Raw genomic sequence first — 20,477 nt, 5'->3', positions numbered from 1 at the left:
TAGACGACATTGGAACCTCGCGGATCACTTGGCTTCCGCGGTATTCCATGCTTTAGCCTGTAAGGCTTTAGCACGATCATCATACTTGGCATCGATAAGTTTCATCTCATCGTCGGTCACATCTTTAAATTCTTCTTTAATCAATTGACGGGCACGGTCAGTAGGCAGAGCCAAAATCGCGCCAAATTCGTCATACGCAAGACCAGTGAAGCCAGCCAGAGTCTTGATACCTGCCAAGCCCAACTTACCAGCAACAACACGGTCCATGCCATCAAAATTGGCCAGCGCATCTTCCATGCCTTCCAGGCCTTCTTCCGAGGCAATCGCTTCGGTCACCAATGCATCGCGCGCACGGTTACGCAATTCATTGACAGTTTCTTCGTCAAACGATTCGATTTCCAGCATTTCGGTAATCGGCACATAAGCGATTTCTTCAAGGCTGGCAAAACCCTCTTCCACCAGAATGTCAGCAACTTCCTGATCGACATCAAGCTTTTCCATGAAGAGCGCACGGACTGCTGCGGTTTCAACAGCCGACTTATCCGCTGACTCTTCAGCAGTCATAATGTTAATCTGCCAACCAGTCAACTCTGCTGCCAGCCGCACATTCTGACCACCGCGACCAATTGCGATAGCGAGATTTTCTGCGTCAACAACAACGTCCATCGCGTGTTTTTCTTCATCTACCACGATCGACGAGACGTTAGCCGGAGCCAGTGCGCCAATGACGAATTGCGCAGGATCTTCAGACCACAACACAATATCGACACGCTCGCCACCGAGTTCACCAGTGACGGCTTGTACGCGTGAACCACGCATACCAACACAGGTACCGATTGGATCAATCCGGCTATCGCTTGTATAAACAGCAATCTTGGCGCGAACGCCGGGATCGCGTGCAGCCGACTTAACTTCGAGAGAACCTTGCTCGATCTCAGGCACTTCAAGTTCGAACAATTTTTTAATGAAATCCGGCGCGGTACGTGAAAGAATCACTTGCGGGCCGCGTGCATTGCGATCAATCCGCAAAATGAAAGCACGGACACGATCACCGATACGCAGGTTTTCCTTAGGAATTGTCTGATCACGTGGCAGACGCGCTTCAATCTTGCCCGATTCAACAATTGCATCGCCACGCTCCATGCGCTTGATGGTGCCAGTGACTAAAGAATCTCCGCGCTCCAGAAAGTCGGCAAGAATTTGCTCACGCTCGGCGTCACGTATGCGCTGCAAAACAACTTGCTTGGTATCCTGTGCGAAACGACGGCCAAAATCAACCGATTCAATCGGCTCTTCAATATGGTCATCGACTTCTACGTCTTCGATTTGCTCTTTTGCTTCGAACAGCAAAATTTCCTGATCGGGCAATTGCAAACCTGCTTCATCCGGCACGACGTGCCAACGACGGAATGACTCAAATTCACCGGTTTCGCGATCAATCGACACACGAATATCCACGTCACCTTCGTAACGCTTTTTAGTCGCCTGACCAAGTGCATGCTCGAGCGCGCCGAACACCACGTCTCGGTCGACGTTTTTTTCATGCGCGAGCGCATCGACCAACAATAAAATTTCGCGACTCATGCTTTGCGACTCCTAAAATTCACCTGCGGCACCAAGCGTGCCTTGTCGACATCAGCGAGCGTAAAATCCAGCACCGCTGACGACCCATCGTTTGCTTCAAATTCGAGTTTTAGATTATCGCCATCCGGTATCTGCAAAATACCTTGAAATGTCTTCCGATGTGCAGCGCCGGGCATCGGCAAACACAACTTGATGATCACTTCTTTGCCAGCGAAACGGAGATAGTCGGAATATTTTTTTAACGGACGATCCAAGCCTGGCGAAGACACTTCAAGCCGCTCGTAGACAATATTTTCAACTGTCAACACGTGCAGCAATTGATGCGTTACTTTTTCACAGTCTTCGACCGTGATCGCACCTTGCTCGGCGTTTTCGGGCGTAATGTCGATGAACACGCGCAGTAAACCACCTGCGGCCTTTTCAAGCTCTACCAACTCGTAGTCCATGCCTACAACGGTTTTTTCAATCAGTTCCAGCAACTGCAAGGCGACTCTCCATTAAATAGCTACGCATACCATCAAATTAAACCCATGCACAAATGTTTAGCAAAAAAAAAATGGGCATCAGCCCATCTTCTTATTTCTTGTTATTTGATGCAGCCTTTCGCGCTAATATGCGAAAAGACTTTTGTTAACCTATAAATTATAAGCGATTAGCACGGTTCCCGCAATGTGGAAACCGTCTTTTGTTGCTAACCCATATTTTTACATCGTTTCAACCGTTGTCAAATCGAAACTTTCAACGATTCGGATTTTGGTCTGACTTTCTCACTTGCACTTAACGAAAAACATCCCACCAGGCGCTCATCGCACGCTAGCGGGATAAGTGCTTACCGCGGACGGCGACGCGGCGAACCGGGTACACCTTGATAATCCGCACCTGGCGTTCTGCCACCAGGAGGACGGGCAGGACGTGAGTTGTTGTTGCGTCTCTGTCCGGCGTCTGGAAAACCTAATGCCGTTTGCATTGGATCCGGCTGGCGACTACGCTGACCTTGCGGAGGACGTCCACCTTGGCCAGAGCCTTGTCCACTCTGACCGCCCTGACCTTGATTTGGACCACGGCCCTGATTTTGGCGCGGTTGTCCGTAACCTTGACCTTGACTTGGGGCGCGGTTAAATCCTGGGCCTTGGCCTGGATTAGTCGGATAGCTGCTACTGGCACGGTTCCCGTTTGGCTCACGATCACGCTCTCTTGCGTCGTCGCGCCCCTTATTGCCAGCGCCCGGTGCGGCTATTTTTTCCAAGCCGTTAGCGGCCATCATCGCTCGCACAGCATTTTCGTCCAGCTCTTCCCATCGACCGCGTTTTAAACCACGCGGCAATGTCATCGCGCCGTAACGGGTACGAATCAGGCGGGAAACAGTTAAACCAATTGCTTCGAACATCCGACGTACTTCGCGGTTACGGCCTTCGCCGATCGTCACGCGATACCATTTGTTGATTCCTTCGCCGCCGCCATCAGCAATCTTCGAAAACTGCGCTGTACCGTCGTCGAGCTGAACGCCTGCCAGTAATTTCTGGCGCATACCTTGCTCTAACTCACCAAGCGTACGTACTGCGTACTCCCGGTCAATGTTGTAGCGTGGATGCATCAATTTATTGGCTAAATCGCCGGAAGTCGTGAATAGCAATAATCCTTCAGTATTGAAATCGAGTCGACCAACAGCCAGCCATTTGGCGGCCTTCATGTTGGGCAAGCGATCAAATACCGATGGGCGCCCGTCTGGATCGTTATGACTGACGATTTCACCGGATGGCTTGTGATAGACCAAAACCCGGGGTGGACGTTTTGAAACTTTACGTTGTAACAACTTACCATTAATACGTACTTGATCAGTTGGCAAGATACGCTGCCCGATATGGGCAGGTTCGCCGTTGACCGAAACGCGGCCAGCGATAATCAACTCTTCCATATCGCGACGCGAACCCAAACCTACGTCAGCCAGAACTTTGTGAAGCTTCGGCGCATCGTCTTCAGCAGTGAGATCACGACGCACATTTTTTTGAGGGGCATTGCGACCAGCACGTTCACCGGCCTCATCTTCGGTCACCAAATCATCGAAATCTTCCGATGTAACAAACGAAAACACTTCATCCGCATCAGCGACACGCGGAGCGCCTTGCGGCCCTTTTTGACCTGGACGACCCGGCTGATTGTGTGGCTTCTTAGCTTGCTGGCGATCACGTGAGTTTGTACTATTGAGACTATTACCGTTACGGCCGTCGCGACCAGGCGTGCGGCCTTCGTTGCGACCACCGGCACGCGGATTGCGGTCTGAATTACGTTCACCACGTGGCGAATTCGTAGCGTTCGCGGGCAGTTCACGATTTCCGTTTGGCTCGGAAGCCTCTGAAAACTCAGAGCCTTCAGGCGCTGGTGTCGGCTTTGAGTAAGGTACCGCAGGCGTTTGAGCAGCCAGTTCTTGTGCACGTGCGGCACGATTACTACGCAGAGCACGCGGTCCACGCACACCACGTCGGGGTGGCTTGTCAGTAGGATTAACATCCAGTGGTGAAGCAACTGGTACAAACGCCGCCGACGCACTTACAGTCACACTATTTATCGATGGCGCTGAGGCTATTGCCTCAATGATGAACGCCGGCTTCTGTGGAGTTGGCTTGCGCGGTCGTTTTGCGACCGTAAAGGTTTCTGGAGCGACTTCAATGACGAGTTCTTTTGGCGCCGGCTTCTTGCGAGGTGCGCGCTTAACTAGAGCCACTTCAGGAGCCACTTCAACTACGTTTTTTGCCACAGGAGGCTGTGCGGGAGGTTTAGCAATCACTGGTTTAACAACGACTGCCTCGGCAACAGTGCTCTTTGCCACAACCGGCTTGGTTGGCGCTTTTGCTGGCTCTACAGCAGCTACAACGGCAGCTTTAACGGCGGCTTTAACGGCAATCGGCTTGGCAACTTTGGTTTTCGCAGCAACTGGCTTTGGCGATATAGGCGCAGCAACCGCAGCAACCGTCTTTGCCGCTGCAGTTTTTCTGGCAACTGGCTTGGCAGCGACTGGCTCGGCAACCGCGGCCACAACCTTTGCCTTCGGACTCGCTGCTTTCGCAGCGGAAGTTTTCTTGATGGCCGGTTTCGCGGCTGTTGATTTAGCGGTTACCTCCACCGTCGATGGTGCCTCAATGGGCGCCACTTTGCGCGCTCTCGGCTTTTTAGCCGGCTTCGACTCGGGGGTGGTAGCGGTAGCGTCGTTCATCGGCGCATCATTGGAACTAGGTGGATTCATTATTTAGATCGTCGTTGTACGGACCGGGCTTGACATCATCAGCTGACTCAGGCGTTGGGTCGTTGGTAAAAACTTCATTAGGTGCAACTGATAATTCAGCCGGCTGTATATGTGCGAGTTCATCTGAGATAACTTCCGTAACGCCCGCTTCTGCCGCATGTTTAGGAGTTGCTTCTTGTATTTCTATGACTGCCGCAATGTGGTTGCCAGACGCCTCGATCGGATCAATCAGTGCTGTTGAGATGCTGTTCTGCTCAATATCGTTCACTAGATCATGCGAAAAGTTGTCTTGGTCGCCCTTAACTTCCGCAGATTCGACCACGCTCCCAGGCGCGCTGTTACTAACTGATTCAACGGTTTCAGCACGCACCGGTGCATCGCGGTTTGCTGCCAGATTTGCTTCAAGATCCGCTTCTAATGCCTGCAGTTCCAGCAAAGTGCCTTCCTGCATATCATTTTTAGCGACTTGTTGCAAAGGCGGCAATTGATCCAGGGATGTCAGTCCCAGATCATCCAAAAACTGTTTAGTCGTGGCAAATAAGCCGGGGCGGCCCGGTACATCACGGTAACCGATTGGCTCAATCCAACCACGCTCTTCGAGCATTTTCACAGTCTGAGAATTTACCGTCACTCCGCGAATCTCTTCAATATCGCCACGCGTCACTGGCTGACGATAGGCAATAATAGCTAGGGTTTCAAGGGCAGCACGTGAGTATTTGGGTGGCTTCTCCGGATTCATACGCTCCAGATAAATCTTCATCTCTGGTCGGCTTTGAAAACGCCAACCGGTTGACAGTGAAACTACTTCGATACCTTTGTCAGACCAATCTGTGCGCAGTTCTTCCAGCATCAATTTGATCGTGTTTGCATCGACTTCACCGTCAACGTCGTCATGCACCACATAGAGCTTCTTCAAGTCATTAATTGACAAGGGCTCATGGGCACAGAGTAGCGCTGTCTCGAGGACTTTCTTGGCCTCAACAATATCCATGTACGACGTGTATTCGTTAAATTTGTTAATAAATGTGCAGAATGTAGGCTCAAAGACGGCAATGTGCCGTCTGCGTCCTGATCAAATCGAAACTCGTTGATACTGCCGTCCGGCGCCCGTTAGAGGAGGTACAGAATTGGGCGGGACTAGAAACTTGATGGTGAGGCGAGATCATCGCTTGCCTTGCATCAGTCTACTCTTTTCTTTCGGGTAGTCGGCAATTTTAAAACCTGCGGGACTATTTTTCCAAAAGATATTGCGCAGAGTTTAACACAAGCTTTTGTAAGAGGGTTGTTGAATTGCAGATGTTATTGGTTATTAGCATTGGTGACCACCCGCCTGAGCTAACATAGCAGGCAGAGAAAGCGGAATTGATATCGATGAAAGGCCTGATTCAATACCATGTACGCCCAAATATCAGGCATACATGGTCAATTCAATCAACTACCACGATAAGTTGAGTAGGACCACGGCGACACCACCAACGGTACGTGATAATTCTCATCAGGATTCGCAATCCCGAATGCCAACGTGACACGATCAACAAAGCGTGGAGTCGGCACAGTCACTCCTTGGGCGGCAAAGTAATCACCTGCTGAAAAAATTAACTCATATTGTCCAACTTGCATTTCTTCACCCTGCAACAACGGCACATCGCAGCGGCCATCGGTATTCGTGACGACATTTTTCAACAGTGTTTTATCATTATCGTTTACGAAATACAACGCAATGCTGACTCCTGCGCCGGGCTTTCCCTGTGTAATGTCCAAAACATGCGTGCTCAACTTCCCCATTATTTTTCCTTAGGTCGACGACGAAATATAAATTCAGATTAAATGATATACCGCAGGATGAAGGTCAATATACTATCCCGCATATATTAATCATGACATCAGGCCACATAATTCAAAATATTGTCTTCCATCGCTAACGAGCAATGGGACCGCCGTGCAACAATTGACGGGCGCGTGCAATAGAAGTGTAAAAAAAATTCGTCCAGGTTATTACAGGCCACCTAATAAAAGATATTTACAAAAAAACGCTATGAGTATGCCTAATAATTATCCTCGTGATCTGACCGGCTATGGTCGCACCCCCCCACACCCGCAATGGCCCGGTCAAGCCCGCGTCGCTTTGCAATTTGTTCTCAACTATGAAGAGGGCAGCGAAAATTGCGTACTGGACGGCGACGCAGGATCGGAAACGTTCCTCTCGGAAATCATTGGCGCTCAAAGCTTTCCGGCGCGCCACATGAGTATGGAGTCTCTCTATGAATACGGTTCGCGCGCTGGATTATGGCGTTTGCTACGGTTATTCGAGGAGCGCAAGTTACCACTGACAATTTTTGGTGTCGCGCGTGCGCTACAGCGCAATCTGGAAGCAACCGCGGCTTTTCAAGAACTTGGCCATGAAATAGCCTGTCACGGCCTACGCTGGATCAGCTATCAAAATATGGATGAAGTCACTGAACGTGCCCATATAGCCGAAGCAGTCATCATCATCAAACAGTTGACCGGCGAAGCACCGCTGGGATGGTATACCGGACGCGACTCACCCAATACCCGTAGATTGGTCATGGAACATGGCGGTTTTAGCTATGACTCAGACAACTATGGCGATGATCTGCCCTTTTGGGAGCAAGTTACCATCGGCGGCCATGCTGGCGAAGCGACGACAAAACCTCAGCTCATCATTCCTTATACGTTGGATACCAACGACATGCGTTTTGCTGCCGCTCAAGGTTTTAATTCCGGAACGCAATTTTTTGACTATCTGAAGGACGCGTTCGACGTTCTCTATAGAGAAGGCGATCCTGAAGGATTAAACCAGCCCAAAATGCTATCAATCGGTTTACATTGCCGCATGGTTGGGCGCCCGGCTCGGGCTGCAGCGCTGGCACGTTTTTTAGATTATGTGCAATCCCACGACAAGGTCTGGATCACACGCCGCATTGACATCGCCAATCACTGGCGCGCTACACACCCCTTCTGAAGGCCACTTTTACAGGGCATTTAAATAGCCGAGCCCTTTCGCTCGTGGTCAGAAATATCCGCCATCGCTTCTGATCGCAGAATTTTTAGATAGCAACAAAGTAAAAAATCGTTATCGCACAGCGTTGTAAAACGCCATGCGGTAACGATTTTCTTGCTTGGGTAGCTACACAAACGCCCCAATTTTCTCCACCACGGCATTACGTACCGATCCGGTGACCACAAACGACTGCGCCATCAGAATATCGTCATGGAACCAGCGGTCACCGTCCAGGCAGGCCGGAATCTGGCGGCGGATTTCCTCGTAGGCGGCTTGCGTGCCTTGGCCCAATACAAAGTCTGGAAGCAACGTTTCGGTCATCGTCAGGGCTTGTGCGGCTAACAACATTTCAACGCCGATAATATATTGCGTGTTTGCCACGACTGTGGCGGCCTTGCGGGCACACCAGGTTGAATTGGAAACGTGGTCTTCGCTGTTGCCTTTGGCCGGAATACTATCAACGCTGCCGGGCATGCACAAGGTGCGGTTTTCCATCACCAACGAACTCAACGAGCATTGCACCACCGGATAGCCGGTATTAACGCCACGCACGCCGCTCATCAGATTGCGCGGCAAGCCCCATGACAAGGTCGGATCGATCAGGCGGGCGACGCGACGTTCGCAAATACTACCCAAATCCGTCATCACCATCGCCATCAAATCCATCGCCTGCGCCAGATATTGGCCATGGAAATTGCCGCCGGAAATGATTTCAAAGCCGCCACCTTCTTTGCCGAATATCAAGGGATTATCGGTGGCCGAATTGATTTCCTTGTCGACGATGTTATCGATGTAATCGAGCGCATCGAACACCGGTCCGTACACTTGCGGTGCACAACGCAGTGAGTAGACATCCTGAATCCGCGCCGTGTACGGAATGTCAGTGCGGCGGGATTCTTCGGGAAACTGTACGGCGCGGGCTTCATGCGTGGTGCGGGTTGAACCTTTGAGTAATTTGCGCACGACCGCTGCCGTTTTGATTTGACCGGCATGGGGACGTGCCTGCTGAATGCGTGGATCAAAGGCGGCCATTTCGGCCCGCATTGCTTCCAATGTCAGGCCTAATGACAGGCAGGCATCGGTTAAGAGATGACGGGCATCGTGGGCCACCAATACGGCAACAGCCAGCGAAGCGGTGCAACCATTAATGAGCGCCGACGCATCCTTGGCTTGCAAATCAAATTTGACCGGCGCGATACCCGCTGCGGTAATGGCTTGCGGTGCGCGCATGCGCTGGCCCTGATACATGACTTCGGCTTCATCGAAACCGGCAATGGCCGCCGCCAGATACGATAGCGGTGCCAGATCGCCGGACGCGCCGACCGATCCTTTTTGCGGCATGATCGGGTGAATACCGGCGTTCAGAAAAGCCAGCAGACGATCCACCACTTCAACCCGCGGGGCCGAATAATTACTCGCAAAAGCATTGGCGCGCAGCAACATCGTGGCGCGGCTGACTTCTTCCGAGAACGGTTCGCCGATCCCGGCGCAATGGGCCTTGATCAACTGGGTCTGAAACAAGGCGATATGTTCCACCTTGATACGGGTGTCTTTGAGCAAACCGACGCCGGTGTTGAAGCTATACATCATGGGCGCATCATCGTGCATCCAGGTCGCCTCGATAAAATCGCGGCTTTCTTTTAATGCCGTGCGGGAAGACTGCGCCAGCGTCACAGGCAGATGCGGCGCACGCGCCACGCTGACGACTTGCGCCGCGGTGAGGGTGAAACCGTCGATGGTGAGAGTGGTGGTGTTCGTCATAGTAGCTTTCTAAAATGTGTTTTATCTGGGCAAAAGATCAACCACAACGGCGCGCAGCAGACAGCAGGAAGCCAGCAACGTCACAGTCGCTATGCTTCTTATTTACATCGCTGTTGAAGGTAATCTGGTGAAAAGCGCCATGAGATTTTCAGGCGCTGCTGAGCAGTTAATTTGTCGTTACGTGTGGCTTGTCAGCGCTCAACAGATGAACGCTGACAAGCCAACGATCAATTATTTCGCACCAGCTTGATACCACGCACCGATCAATGCACGCTCGGCATCGGTGATATTGGTCATATTTCCAAGTGGCATAGCTCTCAACTGTACTGCTTGCTGAAAGATTTTGTCAGCATGTTGACGAATCAAATCAGGCGTTTGCAGCATGACACCGGCAGGTGCCGTAGCGAAACCGGGCTGCGTTGGCTGTGCTGCATGACACTCAACACAACGCTGAGTAATGATCGCTTGCACGTGCGCCATATCTGCCACTGGTACATCGACCGCTGCGGTTGCCGTTGTGGAACCGGTAACGGCTTGCGCCACGGGAGCCTGGATCGGACGTGGTGCAATCGCGATCGCCACCACGACGAGGATTGCCACACCTGCTGCTGGATAACCCCAGGAAACACGACCAGCATGACGCAGGTTAAAAAAGTGACGAATCAACGCGCCAGCGGCAATAATTGCTGCCAACACCAACCAGTTATACGAATGACTGTAGGTCATTGCATAGTGATTGCTGATCATGATGAACAGCACTGGCAACGTGAAATAGTTATTGTGAACGCTACGTTGTTTGGCTTTTTTCCCGTAAATAGGATCCGGTGATTTACCGAGGCGCATGGCTTCCACCAATTTACGCTGGCCCGGAATAATGACCATCAATACGTTACCGACCATCATCGTACCGATCATGGCACCAATGTGGATATAAGCAGCACGACCGCTTAATAAATGACTCAACACATACGCCGCAGCGACGATGAACAGATACATGACGATACCGAGCAACCCGTCACGCTTACCAATTGGGGAGCGGCATAACAAGTCATACACGGTCCAGCCAATCACTAGCGTGCCGAGGCCAACGCCAATTGCCTGCCATGAACTTAAATCGGCAACGTCTTTGTTGATCATCATCGCCGAGGCATTGAAATAATAAACAATGAAAAGCATCGCAAAGCCGCTCAACCAGGTGGCGTAAGCTTCCCATTTAAACCAATGCAGTTCTTCCGGCAACTCTGCTGGTGCTACCAGATATTTTTGAGGATTATAAAAGCCGCCGCCATGGACCGCCCACAATTCGCCAGAGACGCCTTTATTGGCCAGATCAGAACCTGGCTTTGGCGGACGGATTGAGTTGTCCAGCCAAACAAAGTAAAAGGACGCACCAATCCAGGCAATCCCGACAATCAGGTGAAGCCAGCGCACCAGCAGATTGAGCCATTCCACGCCATACGACACTAACATTGAATCCATGTCTTCCTCACGATTACACTCGTCCGCCACCGCGGGCACTGCAGACGAGAGAGGGCCACCCCCTCAAAACTAAGTCGCGAACTTAATAGTTAAAGCTCCGCTACGACCGCTGTGACTTTCGTCTTCTTTTTGTCTACGTTTTTTGCCTACGATTTTGCCTACGACTTGCATTCACTTTATGCGTACCGTCATGCCTTACATCGAGTATGCATCGACGCTTTTTATCTTATTACAACTGTATTTTGCATGGCATTTTGCACTATAGGCTGACGAAGTCACATTCTTTTGCCCTACGCAGTTTCGACCCTCAGTGCTGCAAGCTTGCAACACTGAAATTTAAAACAACTCGGATTTAAGAAAGATAAACGTGTTTGGCTTTAAAAATATTGAAATTGAAGTATATTTGACATATGACTATTCATATATAAAAATCGAATAAAAGTTATTTATCCTTAGATTTATACACAATAAGAGACATTAAGAGACTTATAAAATCATTGCCCGCAACGAAGCGTCGCTTCCTCTGACTCAATACTACGAGAGTGTTAACAGCGAGCGCTAACAGCAAACGAGGATGACCAGCACCGTCGGTCCGACAAAGTGCGGATGGCGTCGCTAACTTACGGGCCACAATTCACGAAGAGACAAACCATTATGTCCAAGCTGCCAGACCATCTTGATATCCATTTGATCCGCATACTGTATCTTTTACTCTGTGAAAAGAACGTATCCCGCGTAGCACTCAAGTTAAATCAGCCACAACCCTCAATATCGGCATCATTACGTAAATTGCGCGAACTGACCGGCGATCCTCTTTTAGTGCGTGGCGCACGCGGTATGGTACCGACCCAGCACGGCGAAAGTCTGTTGAAGCCAGCTAAACGGATACTGGATGAGACCGAACGTCTGTTCGTCCATAAGACGGCCTTTGTGCCGCAAGCCGAAGCCCGCACCTTTCATATTGCAGCGCCAGATTATATGAACACGCCATTTTTTTTAGAAATCGTAGCAAGAATGCGACGCGAATCACCTAAAAGTCGCATCGTAATTCATGCGCTGGGACCAGAAACCGACTATGTACGCCAGCTTTCCGATGGTGACCTCGATCTCGTCATTGCGAATTGGGATGAACCACCGCAGCATTTGCATTTATCGAAATTGTTCGATGACCCAATCGTCTGCCTGATGCGTGCCGATAGCGCCTATGCCAAGCGCACGGCACCGGATGCCATGACTGTGGAAGATTATTTGAGCTTGCCACACCTTGCGCCGTGGCAAGTTCTTCCCGGCTATCACGGCATTATTGACTCCTTCCTTGATCGCCAAAATATGCGCCGCAACGTCGTGGTGGAATCAGCCTATTTTGGCATGCTTCCCTACATGGCAGCGCAAACCGATCTCGTATTGACGACCGGACGACAGTTTGCGCAGTTTTATGAAAAAACACTCGCGCTGAAAAGTTTTACTCTGCCGATCAAATTCCCCCCAATGCGGTTTTATCAACTGTGGCATGAACGCGTACATCAGGCAACGGAGCATAAATGGTTGCGCGAACAGGTCAGCCAGGTTGTTAAATCGATGATTATTAAATAACATCGATTATATGCATAGGCTGAAATCAACTATCAATTGATGCGTATATACCTATCGATGGTTTTCTATAGTATCGGACATCACACACGACATACCGCACGCGGCGTTAAGAGAACGGTCAAACACGCTTTCCTAACCTCGCTGGCATGAATTGTGCAAGACAAAATAACATCTAAAAATCCCAGACTCTGGAGACGCACAATGAACACCGCCACCGCCACAACAGCCACAACAACCGATCCCGTCGATGAAAAACTACCGATAGGCAAACTCGCCGCACTGGGCATGCAGCACGTCCTGGTCATGTACGCGGGCGCAATCGCCGTTCCATTAATCGTTGGAGGCGCGCTCCATCTGGCGAAGAGTGACATCGCCTTTCTGATTAGTGCCGATCTCTTCTGTTGCGGATTGGTGACACTTATCCAAAGCCTTGGCTTCTGGAACTTCGGTATCAAAATGCCCGTGATGATGGGCGTCACCTTTGCGGCAGTCGGGCCTATGGTTGCGATGGCTGGTAATCCAGAACTCAGCATCGTACATATTTACGGGGCCGTGATTGTTGCCGGTATTTTCTGCATGTTGGCCGCACCTTATATGAGCCGCCTGATGCGATTCTTCCCACCAGTAGTCACCGGAACCGTGATTACCGTCATCGGTATTTCGTTGATGGGTATCGGCATCAACTGGGCTGCTGGCGGCCAACCCATCATCGGAAAACTGGTGGACGGCGTATTCATCAAGATACCGAATCCGGATTACGGCTCGCCAACCAGCCTTGGCATAGCATTGATCGTCTTAATATCGATTCTGCTGATTACCAAATACGTTAAAGGATTTATTGCCAATATCTCAGTGTTGGTCGGCATGATCATTGGCTTCATCATCGCTTTAGCAATGGGTAAAATTAGCTTCTACGGTCTCGGCGACGCTGATTGGTTTGCGCTCATTCGACCATTTCACTACGGCTGGCCCAAGTTTGACCTTGGCTCGATTATCAGTCTGTGTCTGGTCATGATCGTGACCATGATTGAATCGACCGGAATGTTTATTGCGTTAGGTGAAATCGTCGGTAAGAAAATCGATGACAAAACGCTTGCACGAGGACTACGGGTCGACGGACTGGGATCTATCATCGGCGGTGTCTTCAATACTTTTCCCTACACATCTTTCTCACAAAACATTGGCCTAGTCGGTGTCACTGGTGTGAAGAGCCGCTATGTCTGCGCCACCGCAGGCGTGATTTTGATGGCATTTGGTTTATTTCCAAAAATGGCAAATGTTGCCGCTTCGATTCCGCAATTCGTATTGGGAGGCGCTGGTTTGGTGATGTTTGGTATGGTGGCTGCAACCGGTATCAAAATACTCGCCAAAGTTGATTTTGTTGGTAACCGGAATAATCTTTTCATCGTCGCAGTCAGTATCGGCGCCGGGATGATTCCCATTGTAGCTCCGAGTTTTTTCGACAAAATGCCCGCGTTCCTATCAACTATTTTACATAGCGGCATTCTCTTGGCGTCAGCGATGGCGGTATTACTCAATTTGTTCTTTAATGGCAAAGGCGATGCCCATCACGCACGCGAATATGCCGTTGCCGCGGCGCAAAGTTCTGATCATTAATGCCGTTGTACTTCGGCGGCATTGGGCTGCAATGAGTTGCCACTGAGTTGCTAATGAGTTGCCATTGAATATAGGCATGTAAAGGGCATTGAAGCCCAGGCGGGTCCCACCCGTTACTGAAATCATCTTTAAGGAGTACGCGGGTGGGACCCGCTGATACAGCAAATGACCACTTTGGAACAACTCAACGGCTGCGAAGCCACTACCTTCGTCTCGGCACTACAAGGCATCTACGAGCATTCGCCCTGGATACCTGAACGCGCGGCCCTCAATCGTCCTTTTTTAAATATTACTGCACTCAAATTAGCGCTTGAAGCGACCGTACGAGATGCGACCAGCGACGAGCAACTCGGCTTAATCCGCGCCCATCCCGAGTTGGCGGGGAAAGCCGCCATCTCGGGGCAACTAACGGCCGAGTCCACCGGCGAACAAGCCAAAGCGGGACTGAACAATTGCAGTCCGGAAGAATTTACCACGCTGCAAAATTTGAATGCGGCTTACAACGCTAGATTTACTTTCCCGTTCATCCTCGCAGTGAAAGGTGCAGACGGTCAGGGTTTATCACGCGAAGCAATCATCGCTGCTTTTAGCCGGCGTCTCAAAAATCAAATTGCTGACGAAAAAGCAGAGGCCCTGCGTCAGATCGGTCGTATCGCCGAAATGCGCATCAACGCGTTGCTCGACTACACCCCACAACTCGGCGAAACGATCATGCGTTGGGCGCAAATCATCGGCGCGTGGAGCGACGACGATACCGGCCTTACTTGCGCTTACATGACCGAAGCCCATCGCCGCACCGCCGCGCAACTCGCCACATGGATGCGCGAGGCTGGCATGGTCGCTGATATCGATGCAGTCGGTAATGTGGTTGGCCGTTATTTATCAGATAATCCGCATGCTAAGACACTCATTACCGGCTCGCACTACGATACCGTCCGCAATGGCGGTAAATACGATGGTCGTGAAGGTATTCTGCTTCCAATCGCTATTATTAAACTTTTGCATGAACGCGGCGAGAAGCTACCGTTCCATCTGGAAGTAATCGGTTTTTCAGAAGAAGAAGGCGTGCGTTTCAAAAGCACTTTCCTTGGCAGTAACGCCGTCATCGGTCAATTCGACATGGGCTTATTGGATAATATTGACCGGGATGGCATCAGCATGCGTGACGCCTTGAAAAGCGCCGGTCACGATGCTGCGAGTATTCCATCGCTGGCACGCAATCCAAATGAATTGCTAGGCTATGTCGAGGTCCATATTGAACAAGGCCCAGTGTTGCTGCAACACGATCTACCGGTTGGTATTGTGACGTCTATCGCCGGCAGTTGCCGCTATATGGTGCAGCTTAAAGGCGTGGCCAGCCATTCCGGCACAACGCCGATGACCATGCGTAAAGACGCTGCCACCGCTGCCGCTGAGATATTGCTGTATGTCGAGCAACGCTGTGCACAAGATCAACATGCGTCACTGGTCGGCACTGTCGGTCAACTACAGGTACCAAACGGCTCTACCAACGTGATTCCCGGCGCCTGTGTATTCTCGTTAGATATCCGCGCTGCCGATGACACAATTCGCGATGCGGCGGTGAATGATGTATTGCAATTTATTGACACCGTCTGCCAACGTCGTACCATCGAAAGCACCGTCGAAAAAATGGTCTCCGCACCCGCTGTGCCATGCGCGCCGTGGTTGATGGAGCAACTGACCGCGGCCACTGAACGCGCTGGCGTCCGTCCATTTAAACTTGCGTCCGGTGCTGGTCACGATGCGATGGCGGTTGCCAAGGTAACCGATGTCGCAATGTTATTTACGCGTTGCGGTATTGGTGGTATCAGCCACAATCCATTGGAGACAATGACCGCCGACGATGCTGAAGTATCCGCGCAAATCTTACTGGATTTCCTGCGCAACTTTACACCAAAGTACTGAACCAGAGCTGGTGATTCGTTAGGACTGCTTTGATGCGTCCGGAAGGCCGCACCTACTCCCGTGGTACTGATGAAAAACTTTTTGATATAAACACGATGACCAACACCTTACTAATAAAAAATGCCCGCGTACTAGTTACCATGGATGACCAGCGTCGCGAAATCAGCGACGGTGCCGTTTTCATTCGTGACAATGTTATCGAGCAAGTCGGCAATAGCGTCGATCTGCCACAAACTGCCGATGACGTCATCGATGCGACCGATCACGTCGTCATCCCCGGTCTGGTGAATACGCATCACCACATGTATCAAAGTCTGACGAGGGTGATTCCAGCGGCGCAGAATGGCGAACTGTTTAACTGGCTCACCAATCTCTATCCAATATGGGCCAATCTGACGCCGGAAATGATACAGGTTTCAACCCTGACGGCGATGGCAGAATTGATCCTGTCCGGCTGCACCACCAGCAGCGATCATTTGTATATTTATCCCAATGGATGCCGGTTGGATGACAGCATCGAAGCCGCCGATCAAATCGGTATGCGTTTTCATGCAGCGCGGGGTTCGATGAGCGTCGGTCAATCCAAAGGTGGACTGCCACCCGACTGCGTGGTAGAAGACGAACAAGCCATCCTGAAGGATACGCAGCGCCTGATCGAGACGTATCACGATCATGCGCGCCATGCGATGCAGCGTATCGTGGTAGCGCCCTGCTCACCCTTTTCAGTATCACGCGACCTGATGCGCGAGTCGGCGATTTTGGCCCGTCATTATGGTGTGTCATTGCATACCCATCTGGCAGAAAATGTCAACGATATCGCTTATAGTCGTGAAAAATTTAATATGACGCCAGCACAATATGCAGAAGATTGCGGCTGGGTCGGGCACGATGTCTGGCACGCCCACTGCGTGCAGCTCGACGACGACGGTATTTATATGTTTGCGCGCACCGGCACTGGCATTGCGCACTGTCCCTGTTCAAACATGCGCCTTGCATCTGGTATCGCGCCTGTTCGCAAAATGATTGATGCCGGTGTTTCAGTTGGGCTTGGCGTCGATGGCTCTGCGTCTAATGACGGTGCTCACATGCTGGGTGAGACTCGACAAGCCATGCTATTACAACGGGTAGGTTTTGGCCCAGACGCCATGACTGCGCGACAGGCATTGGAAATTGCCACCATTGGCGGTGCCAAAGTATTGAATCGCGACGACATCGGCGCGCTGAAACCGGGCATGTCAGCCGACCTCGTTATGTTTGATCTGAACCAGGTTGGCTACGCTGGCGCGTGGCACGACCCGGTTGCTGCACTGGTATTCTGCACGCCTTCAAATGTTGCTTACAGCGTCATCAATGGTCGCGTTGTCGTGCGTAACGGTCAGTTGACGACGGTAAATTTGGGGAATGTGCTGGCGCGGCATAACAAGCTGGCCCAGAGTCTGGCCGAAGCTGCACGCTAAATGAGATCTTATAAATGAAGATGGCGCTCGAAAAACGAACGCCATCGTTGCACTCACTTCTTACTGCATGCTTTACCTTAATTTCACCTAACAATTTGGCCTGTTGCGGTATACCTTTCGATGCCTAAATAAAGAAGTACATTTCAGTCATTATCAAGGCAATCCATATAAAACTCGAACGCTGCTGCTTCCGGTGTCATCTGTCTAAAACGATGAAACAATAGCTCTGCCGCTTCCTTGGTCGTCTTGTCGTCCGCCTGCCCTGTCACATTTCGTTGCGATGCGATAACCTCCTCCATCGACTTCCCCTGATCCCGCGCCGCCGCAATCGCCTGCGCTCTCGCGCCCACGCTCCGACAAACGACCTCTTTGGTTTCAGTGCCCGTCGCACTGCCGCAGATAGTCATAACAAGAAACAAAAAAAGGCAACAGCGCCCTAATGTGGGCGCCGCTGCCTTGGTTCGATAAGAATGTTTCAATGAAACCTTCACTGCTTCTTAACAACGATTTCGATACCACTAAAATACGCTGCCAGTTGATCAATTTCCGCATCCGAAAGGTTCTTCGCCATCAGCGACATCACTTCATGTATGCGCGCACCGGAGCGATAATCCTTGAGAGCCTTGACCAGATACATCTCGTTTTGGCCCGCAAGATTTGGCGCATCCGGCACTTTAGAAATACCGTCGCTACCATGACATGCGAAACATTGCCCTGCTTTCGCCGGGACAGCGTGAACATCGGCTGCCAGCACTGGCGCGCTGGCAAATCCAACGGCCAGCGCGGCAATACCTAACCGCATACGCAAAAACAATTTATTGCGCGGCATAAGAAACGCGATAGATGGCACCGGCATAATCATCCGAGACCAACAAAGAACCATCCGGTAGTGTAGCGATATCGACCGGACGCCCCAGGTATTCATGATTAGGCGTCAACCAACCATCAGCAAACACTTCAGTCTTAGCAGCATTACCATCAGCCTTCAGCGACGTAAACATCACACGTGCACCGACCGGCGTAGTGCGGTTCCATGAGCCATGTTGCGCGCTAAAAATCCCACCCTGATATTTTGCTGGGAACATCTTGCCAGAATAAAAATTCATGCCAAGATCTGCAGCATGCGCGGCCATTTCAATCTGTGGGAATACCACGTCTTTAGGTATGGTGTCGTTTTTGTATTCAACCGTACGGACGTTGCCGCCGCCGTACCAAGGGAAACCAAAGTTTTGTCCGATTTTGGTGGCACGATTGAGTTCGCCCGGCGGGATATCATCACCCATGCCATCAACCTGATTATCGGTAAACCAAAGCGTCTTGTCTTTTGGATTGAAATCCATACCGACCGAATTGCGTACGCCATGCGCATAGACTTCACGATTTTTACCATCGCGGTCCATACGGATGATGCCCATCATGCCGATCTTGTTATACAGCGCAATTTTTTCCTTGGCAGGAACGTTGAAAGGATTGCCCAGCGTGATGTAGAGCTTGTTATCCGGTCCAATGCGGCAAGTACGCGCACCGTGATTGTAGCTTTCTTCATCAACCGGAATCAGCTGGCCTTGCGGGACAACCTGGCCTGCAGCGACGTCTGGGCCTTCATAGAAAAATTCGGCCGCAGGATAACTCATCACGCGGTTTTGCTCGACGACATACAACACACCGTCCGGGGAGAAACAGACGCCGTTAGGCACTTTTTGATTGACGGATGGAGCGAAGACTGTGACCTCATCAGCAACACGGGTTTTGGTGCGATCAGTGACAGCCCATATGCGCGTCTTGCGCGTACCGACAAACACAATCCCGGTCGATGGACCTACTGCCATGTGGCGTGCGTCCGGAACAATCGCGTACAGCTCAATCTTAAAGCCGGGCGGCAGTTTGACACTTTTCAGGTTGGATCTGATCGCATCGGCTTTAGTACCAGTTTGCGCCACGGACTCCAGTTTCAGTGAGGCACCCGTAGTCTGCGCATTTTCAAGCCTTGTTACAGCATCTTCAGTGGCTGCGGATGCGGCTAGCGGATAAGCAATTACGAGCGTCATTAAGGTTAACACTGTCAGATTTTTCAATTGCATCATTTCTCAATCTCCCTGTTTATATGTATTTTTTGTTTTTGATTATTTGTTGCAACAACGCTGGCCGTACCTGATTACTCTCTTTTTACATCTGGTAAATATTGTGTGGTGAGACCACTTTACATTTTTCTATCATGCAAAACGACTGACTGCGACCGTCCTGCTCACGGAGGCATTAACGCCATAAACGAAAGACTTTTTTTACATCTAAACAGCTCACAAATGCAAGATTGCTGATTTTGTCTGGGTTCGCTCTTTACCGTATCATTTGCAGCACGACTGCGTCCGGTTGACGCACTTTGCGGCCCGCCTTCGGTTGATCCTCTAGAGGCGCATCCACCACATCGCGCCTACCCAACAACAGCGATTCCTTATCCTGCTGCAACGCAACACTGGACAGATAGCGCATACAACTAACCCGCAGAAAAGCACAAAAATTACCGATTTTTCCTTGCTGCTGGATAACTTCCGAATATAACTGACTAATCAATTGATTAGTCGTCATATCGTCTTTGCGTGCAATTCGCGCCAAAATATCCCAACAAAGATTTTCTAGTCGGACGCTCGTAACAACACCATGGATACGGATTGATCGGGTCCGTAGTTCATACTGAATAGGATCGGCCTTCAAATAGATTTCGCACATGCTTCGTCTCCTTCTTTTTTGTAGTCGTACCATTCCATACTACCCGGAATGTTGCTTAGTTGGTAGCACG

16 protein-coding genes are annotated in these 20,477 nt (G+C 50.7%); 5 read left to right on the top strand and 11 right to left on the bottom strand.

Going from position 1 to position 20,477, the window contains the following annotated elements; translation table 11 throughout:
- Nucleotides 1-24: 24 nt before the first annotated feature.
- The 5 genes from nusA to uraH form a co-directional block, all read right to left on the bottom strand.
- Nucleotides 25-1,584 carry a transcription termination factor NusA gene (gene nusA / locus RGU75_RS13395; protein WP_322236686.1) on the bottom strand — a complete coding sequence of 520 codons (1,560 nt, stop codon included), beginning with the start codon at nucleotides 1,582-1,584 and terminating at the stop codon, nucleotides 25-27.
- Entirely contained in the window at nucleotides 1,581-2,069 is a 489-nt protein-coding gene (gene rimP / locus RGU75_RS13390; protein WP_322236684.1) for a ribosome maturation factor RimP, read from the bottom strand. Before rimP ends, nusA begins: the two co-directional genes overlap by 4 nt.
- A 344-nt stretch (nucleotides 2,070-2,413) precedes the next feature.
- The gene (gene rluB / locus RGU75_RS13385) at nucleotides 2,414-4,825 is read right to left on the bottom strand and encodes a 23S rRNA pseudouridine(2605) synthase RluB (protein ID WP_322236682.1); all 2,412 of its coding nucleotides are present in this window, start codon (nucleotides 4,823-4,825) and stop codon (nucleotides 2,414-2,416) included.
- Nucleotides 4,812-5,816, bottom strand: coding sequence for an SMC-Scp complex subunit ScpB (gene scpB / locus RGU75_RS13380; protein WP_322236680.1), 1,005 nt, complete (start codon nucleotides 5,814-5,816; stop codon nucleotides 4,812-4,814). The genes rluB and scpB overlap by 14 nt, the downstream gene beginning before the upstream one ends.
- Nucleotides 5,817-6,256: 440 nt before the next feature.
- Entirely contained in the window at nucleotides 6,257-6,610 is a 354-nt protein-coding gene (gene uraH / locus RGU75_RS13375) for a hydroxyisourate hydrolase (RefSeq protein WP_322236678.1), read from the bottom strand.
- A gap of 250 nt (nucleotides 6,611-6,860) precedes the next feature.
- Here uraH and puuE point away from each other — a divergent pair, with 250 nt between their 5' ends.
- Entirely contained in the window at nucleotides 6,861-7,808 is a 948-nt protein-coding gene (gene puuE, locus RGU75_RS13370) for an allantoinase PuuE (protein WP_322236676.1), read from the top strand.
- A gap of 165 nt (nucleotides 7,809-7,973) precedes the next feature.
- Here puuE and RGU75_RS13365 read toward each other — a convergent pair whose 3' ends face one another.
- Complete coding sequence (locus RGU75_RS13365) at nucleotides 7,974-9,608, bottom strand: aromatic amino acid ammonia-lyase (RefSeq protein ID WP_322236674.1); 1,635 nt, start codon at nucleotides 9,606-9,608, stop codon at nucleotides 7,974-7,976.
- 231 nt (nucleotides 9,609-9,839) lie between these two features.
- Nucleotides 9,840-11,087 carry a urate hydroxylase PuuD gene (locus tag RGU75_RS13360; protein WP_322236672.1) on the bottom strand — a complete coding sequence of 416 codons (1,248 nt, stop codon included), beginning with the start codon at nucleotides 11,085-11,087 and terminating at the stop codon, nucleotides 9,840-9,842.
- A gap of 654 nt (nucleotides 11,088-11,741) precedes the next feature.
- On the opposite strand from RGU75_RS13360, the gene RGU75_RS13355 reads away from it, so the two are divergent.
- The 4 genes from RGU75_RS13355 (at nucleotide 11,742) to RGU75_RS13340 (ending at nucleotide 17,680) form a co-directional block, all read left to right on the top strand.
- Entirely contained in the window at nucleotides 11,742-12,680 is a 939-nt protein-coding gene (locus RGU75_RS13355; RefSeq protein WP_322236670.1) for a LysR substrate-binding domain-containing protein, read from the top strand.
- Nucleotides 12,681-12,881: 201 nt separating this feature from the next.
- A complete protein-coding gene (locus tag RGU75_RS13350) occupies nucleotides 12,882-14,297 on the top strand; it encodes a nucleobase:cation symporter-2 family protein (RefSeq protein WP_322236668.1) in 1,416 nt (471 codons plus the stop codon).
- A 165-nt stretch (nucleotides 14,298-14,462) separates the two neighbouring features.
- Nucleotides 14,463-16,223 carry an allantoate amidohydrolase gene (locus RGU75_RS13345; protein ID WP_322236666.1) on the top strand — a complete coding sequence of 587 codons (1,761 nt, stop codon included), beginning with the start codon at nucleotides 14,463-14,465 and terminating at the stop codon, nucleotides 16,221-16,223.
- Nucleotides 16,224-16,318: 95 nt separating this feature from the next.
- Nucleotides 16,319-17,680: an 8-oxoguanine deaminase gene (locus RGU75_RS13340; RefSeq protein WP_322240512.1), complete on the top strand. Its 1,362-nt coding sequence runs from the start codon at nucleotides 16,319-16,321 to the stop codon at nucleotides 17,678-17,680.
- A gap of 143 nt (nucleotides 17,681-17,823) precedes the next feature.
- Here the strand turns inward: RGU75_RS13340 and RGU75_RS13335 are convergent, their stop codons facing one another.
- The 4 genes from RGU75_RS13335 to RGU75_RS13320 all read right to left on the bottom strand — a co-directional run bounded on the left by RGU75_RS13335 (nucleotide 17,824) and on the right by RGU75_RS13320 (nucleotide 20,407).
- Nucleotides 17,824-18,087 (bottom strand): hypothetical protein, encoded by a 264-nt coding sequence (locus RGU75_RS13335; protein ID WP_322236664.1) that lies wholly within the window; start codon nucleotides 18,085-18,087, stop codon nucleotides 17,824-17,826.
- An 80-nt stretch (nucleotides 18,088-18,167) separates the two neighbouring features.
- Nucleotides 18,168-18,509, bottom strand: coding sequence for a cytochrome c (locus tag RGU75_RS13330; RefSeq protein WP_322236662.1), 342 nt, complete (start codon nucleotides 18,507-18,509; stop codon nucleotides 18,168-18,170).
- Nucleotides 18,496-19,761, bottom strand: coding sequence for a PQQ-dependent sugar dehydrogenase (locus RGU75_RS13325; RefSeq protein ID WP_416186867.1), 1,266 nt, complete (start codon nucleotides 19,759-19,761; stop codon nucleotides 18,496-18,498). Before RGU75_RS13325 ends, RGU75_RS13330 begins: the two co-directional genes overlap by 14 nt.
- 256 nt (nucleotides 19,762-20,017) lie before the next feature.
- Complete coding sequence (locus tag RGU75_RS13320) at nucleotides 20,018-20,407, bottom strand: ribbon-helix-helix domain-containing protein (protein WP_322236660.1); 390 nt, start codon at nucleotides 20,405-20,407, stop codon at nucleotides 20,018-20,020.
- Nucleotides 20,408-20,477 lie beyond the last annotated feature (70 nt).

The sequence above is a fragment of the Glaciimonas sp. CA11.2 genome (assembly GCF_034314045.1).
Lineage (GTDB): Bacteria > Pseudomonadota > Gammaproteobacteria > Burkholderiales > Burkholderiaceae_D > Glaciimonas.
The sequence above is the reverse complement of the archived record's forward strand: the minus strand, read 5'-3'. Positions and strand labels throughout refer to the sequence as shown.